Annotated in this window: 6 protein-coding genes; all 6 read right to left on the bottom strand. The window is 35.8% G+C overall.

Annotation, left to right across the window (positions count from 1 at the left end):
* Positions 1-432: 432 nt before the first annotated feature.
* The 6 genes from HMPREF2955_RS04635 to HMPREF2955_RS04610 all read right to left on the bottom strand — a co-directional run bounded on the left by HMPREF2955_RS04635 (position 433) and on the right by HMPREF2955_RS04610 (position 4,113).
* Positions 433-672: a hypothetical protein gene (locus HMPREF2955_RS04635; RefSeq protein ID WP_070721430.1), complete on the bottom strand. Its 240-nt coding sequence runs from the start codon at positions 670-672 to the stop codon at positions 433-435.
* Positions 673-1,108: 436 nt separating this feature from the next.
* Positions 1,109-1,537 carry a hypothetical protein gene (locus tag HMPREF2955_RS04630; protein WP_070721429.1) on the bottom strand — a complete coding sequence of 143 codons (429 nt, stop codon included), beginning with the start codon at positions 1,535-1,537 and terminating at the stop codon, positions 1,109-1,111.
* A 248-nt stretch (positions 1,538-1,785) separates the two neighbouring features.
* Positions 1,786-2,202, bottom strand: a complete 417-nt coding sequence (locus HMPREF2955_RS04625) for a hypothetical protein (RefSeq protein ID WP_070721427.1) — start codon at positions 2,200-2,202, stop codon at positions 1,786-1,788.
* A 227-nt stretch (positions 2,203-2,429) separates the two neighbouring features.
* On the bottom strand, positions 2,430-2,927 hold the full coding sequence (locus HMPREF2955_RS04620) for a hypothetical protein (RefSeq protein ID WP_246830066.1): 498 nt from the start codon (positions 2,925-2,927) through the stop codon (positions 2,430-2,432).
* A gap of 186 nt (positions 2,928-3,113) precedes the next feature.
* Positions 3,114-3,452, bottom strand: a complete 339-nt coding sequence (locus HMPREF2955_RS16155; protein WP_168166863.1) for a hypothetical protein — start codon at positions 3,450-3,452, stop codon at positions 3,114-3,116.
* A gap of 220 nt (positions 3,453-3,672) precedes the next feature.
* A complete protein-coding gene (locus tag HMPREF2955_RS04610; protein WP_070721421.1) occupies positions 3,673-4,113 on the bottom strand; it encodes a hypothetical protein in 441 nt (146 codons plus the stop codon).
* Between the last annotated feature and the right edge of the window lie 41 nt (positions 4,114-4,154).

The raw sequence follows: 4,154 nt of genomic DNA, 5'->3' as shown, positions 1-4,154 counted from the left end.
TAAACGCAGTGCGTTTTGGTGCAAAATGCAAGGTGAAATGCTACTAAATGCGAGATAAAAAGCATAAAATACACTGCTATGGTATAAACAAAACCTTTTGGAGCCATCAAAAACATGGCTAAAAGGGGCAAAATAGCCGTTAAAAAGTGGGGTTTTAGGGGCTAAAAGTGTGTTTTGGGTCTTGAAAAATTACGAACTGGCACACAAACTAGAAAGGCTAAATGGTGCGAAATGCAGGTTGTTTTCTTAAAAGAGGACAAAACGAAAGACGTGAAAGGTTAGAAACAGTGCCAATTTACCTACTTTATAACCTGTTTTTTCGCTAGAACGAATCGGCGAACAGGGTGTGTTATGTAAAACAAAAACACTATTTTAACAGTTCATGAGTTTGTGAATTGACATGTTTGTGACCTTATCCGTTTGAAGTAATCTTTACTTTCTCCTCATTGTATTCCACAGAAAACCTACTTTCAACTTGTAGAGAATGTGCTGAATAACCCCCAACAGCCCTTCTATTTGGGATGTGCAAAATGTCCTTCCAGCCTTTCTAGAAAACCAAGTGATGCAGAAGCCTCCGTCGCCATCATAATGGTTGCGTTGTTTTTCTATCTGCATCATAAACATGGGATAGTCTTTCTGCCCAGTCCGTGACGATGTTTGCGCCATATCCATAGGCGTTCTAGGGTATGTTCGATGTTTCCATAAGGTGGGATTCTTCGCTCATCTGCTCTTTGTTTTATCGAATTTCCTAGCTGAAATTATCTTACCTTCCCTGTCATAAACAACAGAATACCCATGCAACTTGTTTTTCTGGTAGGACTTTACTGAATCTAATGTTCCCGACTTCCTATCGAAATAATAAACTTTTCCATTCACAAACATCCGTTTTCCATTAACCACACTTCGGGTGTACACCTTTACCAGACGACTATCTGAGGTAAAATAAAACAAATTAGAGTCAACTCGAATTATAATTTGTTTTGCACCACGATAATATTCAAAACGGTGTAAACTGTCAGAGAAGATACATTTCAAATCATTTGAATGTTGTTCCGCCCTGTTACATGAAATCATAGAGATTACCAATAAGATTGCTATTAAAACGTTATTATTTCTCAGGTTCCACTTTTGACCAAATCTCTTCATCCTTTTCATAATACCTTATTCTTTCAACTTTGTTCTCTCCTTTATAAAATACGGCAATGCCATCAAACCCATTCTTATTAAAAGAATAGAAGTGTGATATTTCGTCCTTACAACGATCATCCACGAAGTAATAAATACGTGTACGCCTGTCTTCCAAAGACTTGGTTGCAAGATCAACTATTTGACCATTAGGTGCAATCATAACTTGCACCTCACCAACAATTAACAACCCACCTTCTCCTACATTGGGCCTTGTACACTTTATGCCATTAAGGCTGTCTTCATATGTAAAGCATTCATATGTAAAGCTTTCAGACGGCATCTCATTTTTGTTGTTACTGCATGAAATGCACACATGCACTAACATTATACATATTATATACTTCTTCATTTTTATTTATGTATTACTGAACGAACTATAAATGCTGATACGTTTTTACCTCTGACATGAGGAGCATACCTACCGCCTGTTACACCAAGTTTATGCAATAGAACCTTGAGCAACGGGGGTATAGTCACTTCTTCCTCTTCCTACAAATCCTCCACCAACTCAAGCTTTGCTCGTGCGGTTGGAGAGTTTTGTCGATATGCAACCTCGTTTAGCAGTCCGTAGCCGTAGGTAACTTACCTCGCGTCCTTTTATTTCAAAATAAAAGGGACAGCTCTTTTGAATTCTTCAAATATGTCTGCGTATTGACTCAGTTTCTTCCCCACAACACGTCCTCTATAATCAATCTTATACCTAATAACATTTAATGTATCAACTTTGTTAAGGGATGTGTCTTGGTAGAGATATGTTTGTTCTCGCACATCGATAAAGTTACGATTAAAAATATACTTAATCTCCATTTTTCCACCTGCACCATATACGTATACAGTACTCTCTTTTATCTGTCCCCCTTTGTACAACACATGTGTTTCTGCACCTTCCGAGGAAAGGTTGTCTATGCCATAAGTAATTATTGTATCATGTCTATTGTTTATTGGCGTCATTTTTTTATTATAATTACAAGAACTAATTGTTAAGAGAACGATGAAGAATACAAAATATTTCATTATTGTTTTGAATTTAAGATAGGTAAACTTTTATTGCCGTTCAAGAGAATACGCTATTTAAGTATTTGTGCATAAGTAAAAATTGCCTCCTATATTTGTTCCCCAATATAGAACCTATTGTTCTTTCCTGCCTTTTCATTAGTCTTTACATGCTTTTCCATGTATATTTTAGGAGATTTTGCCATACTAAATGAAGGAGACTGGCAAACAACAATAGATGTTGCATGCTATTCTCTACATTTCACCCATTGCTCACCAAACAGCTGTAAATCATAGAAACACGTACAGGCCTCTTCATAGAAGTCGATAACTAATTTATTGCTTGCACTTTTATCATAAAGCACAATTAACCCACTATGTTCATCGTTAAATTCAAAATCAGAATTGAAGAGACTTATCCGTTCTATCATGACAAGCCCACACATATCGGAATGTCCTATTGACATATAAACAGGAGCAGAATATACCAATTGAATCTTTGTGATAACACCTTTAAGTATTTCTTTTTGAGTAAATAATATATTTCTACATTCCCAATAATCCATTTTAAACAGGAGCTTTTCATGATTATCCGTGATACTTTTTGATATAATGTCAGATTCTTCAAGATTTAATATTCTGAACTTATTATTAGTGATAAGTCTTGATAATTCCGTTAAATACTCCGCCATATACCTTTTTCCTGCGCTTTTACGCAAAAGAAATTGTAGTCTACTATTATTCATGATAACTTACTTTATACTTATTGTTCTCAAACTTTGCACGATTGTAGCGGTTATGCTGCACTTACCTACACCGGGTTTACTTACCACGCGTTTGTTGCCGATAAATAAAAGAAGATGAAACCATCTATTCATTTTTACCAGACACGAATGTTTTGAAAACGCCTATTACTAACAACCATGCTGTTCTCATCTAAGTGATAATAGCTTCACTCTGTATTTTTTCATTTTATATCGATGGTATAGTATCTCACCATCCATATCTATCATTAGGGTATCACCCTCCATTCTTATCATTTTTATTCCATACCCTTTGCATACTAAGACGGAATCATTATTCATAATATAATAAACGCTATATGGATATTCTTGATCAATAACACCATTCTGTGTAATCAAAGCAAACTTTCCACTATCAACATCTACGCACTCGCTTTCTTTGTTCCGAGGAGCAAAATTAGGAAAGCAACAGTTCAGCAAGAATAACATCATAAAAGATGTTGCTGTTCTATTTATAAATTTTCCCATAATATCCATAGTAAATGTCAGTCGGTTAAGTTCGCCGTAGGCGTACATGTGGCAGAATGTACCGCCCAGTGGCTTCTCCTTCTTTTCCTTGTTGGCTCGGGGCCATCCATACGGCCAGACTCTCAGAGTCCTTTCGGTTTCCGCCACTTTTACGAGCCTATAACACTGCCCTACTTGAAACTGGCGATTATCGCCCTTTTTCACTTACGTATTACTTTTGTTAAAACATCTTTGGCTTTCCAGCTTTTTTTACCGTGAAATTAACTTTATCTCTAAACTCTTTATTTACTTCATATATCTTTCCATTATGATATAAATAGAACATTCCCCAATAGTATGAATCCCAAAATCGATCATTCAAAAACACTATAACTTTTGCTCGAACGTCTATTTCGGGAAGTCTCTCTCCCTCTTTCACTTTCGTTTCTTTAAGAGATGATATTACATCCATAAATTCAACACATTCAGCATGAGATACCACCATCACACTATCAAGTGAACCTTCAATCATCCCTTTATCAAAGAAATCTGGTGTAATGCTAATAATGGTGCTAAGGCAGGCGTTGGCATAAATAATCTTGAACTTCATATTACAAGCTTCCAAAGTATTAAAACCAAGTAGCCATATTCCAAACACTGCAATAAATTTAATACGATTCATTATTTTTCTAAAGTTTCCCACCCTTTAAAACGCAGTCTTTT

This window comes from Prevotella sp. HMSC073D09 (genome assembly GCF_001814145.1).
Lineage (GTDB): Bacteria > Bacteroidota > Bacteroidia > Bacteroidales > Bacteroidaceae > Prevotella > Prevotella conceptionensis.
Note: the sequence above shows the minus strand (reverse complement) of the source record. Positions and strands in the feature narration are given on the sequence as shown.

What these genes read in the sequence shown, in the direction of transcription:
- HMPREF2955_RS04635 (WP_070721430.1), bottom strand. Translation starts at nt 672, where the DNA reads ATGGATATGGCGCAAACATCGTCACGGACTGGGCAGAAAGACTATCCC.
- HMPREF2955_RS04630 (WP_070721429.1), bottom strand. Translation starts at nt 1,537, where the DNA reads ATGAAGAAGTATATAATATGTATAATGTTAGTGCATGTGTGCATTTCA.
- HMPREF2955_RS04625 (WP_070721427.1), bottom strand. Translation starts at nt 2,202, where the DNA reads ATGAAATATTTTGTATTCTTCATCGTTCTCTTAACAATTAGTTCTTGT.
- HMPREF2955_RS04620 (WP_246830066.1), bottom strand. Translation starts at nt 2,927, where the DNA reads ATGAATAATAGTAGACTACAATTTCTTTTGCGTAAAAGCGCAGGAAAA.
- HMPREF2955_RS16155 (WP_168166863.1), bottom strand. Translation starts at nt 3,452, where the DNA reads ATGGGAAAATTTATAAATAGAACAGCAACATCTTTTATGATGTTATTC.
- HMPREF2955_RS04610 (WP_070721421.1), bottom strand. Translation starts at nt 4,113, where the DNA reads ATGAATCGTATTAAATTTATTGCAGTGTTTGGAATATGGCTACTTGGT.